Origin of the sequence: Pseudoalteromonas sp. P1-13-1a, from assembly GCF_001401875.1 — a bacterium.
In the GTDB taxonomy this organism is placed as follows: domain Bacteria; phylum Pseudomonadota; class Gammaproteobacteria; order Enterobacterales; family Alteromonadaceae; genus Pseudoalteromonas.
Map to the genome: position 1 here is coordinate 1 of NZ_LKDV01000118.1, position 287 is coordinate 287.

The following is a 287-nucleotide window of genomic DNA, read 5'->3' on the forward strand; positions in this document are numbered from 1 at the left end:
AGGACCTATCTTGTAAGAATGAACCTCCGACCGATTTGGTTATAAACCAAACACTTTAACTTATTTATACTCTAAGCAGAGTGTGTAAAGAGTGGTGGGCGCAGGAGGATTCGAACCTCCGACCGCCTGGTTCGTAGCCAGGTACTCTATCCAGCTGAGCTATGCGCCCAATCTTTACTTTACAAGACTTGCCATTAAAAGAAATGGTGGAGAAGGAGGGATTCGAACCCTCGATAGAGCTACAAACTCTATACTCCCTTAGCAGGGGAGCTCCTTCGGCCACTCGG

1 tRNA gene is annotated in these 287 nt (G+C 47.4%); it reads right to left on the reverse strand.

From position 1 onward, the window contains the following. Positions 1-92 precede the first annotated feature (92 nt). A tRNA-Arg gene (locus tag AN391_RS20070) sits at positions 93-169 on the reverse strand. Positions 170-287: the final 118 nt, after the last annotated feature.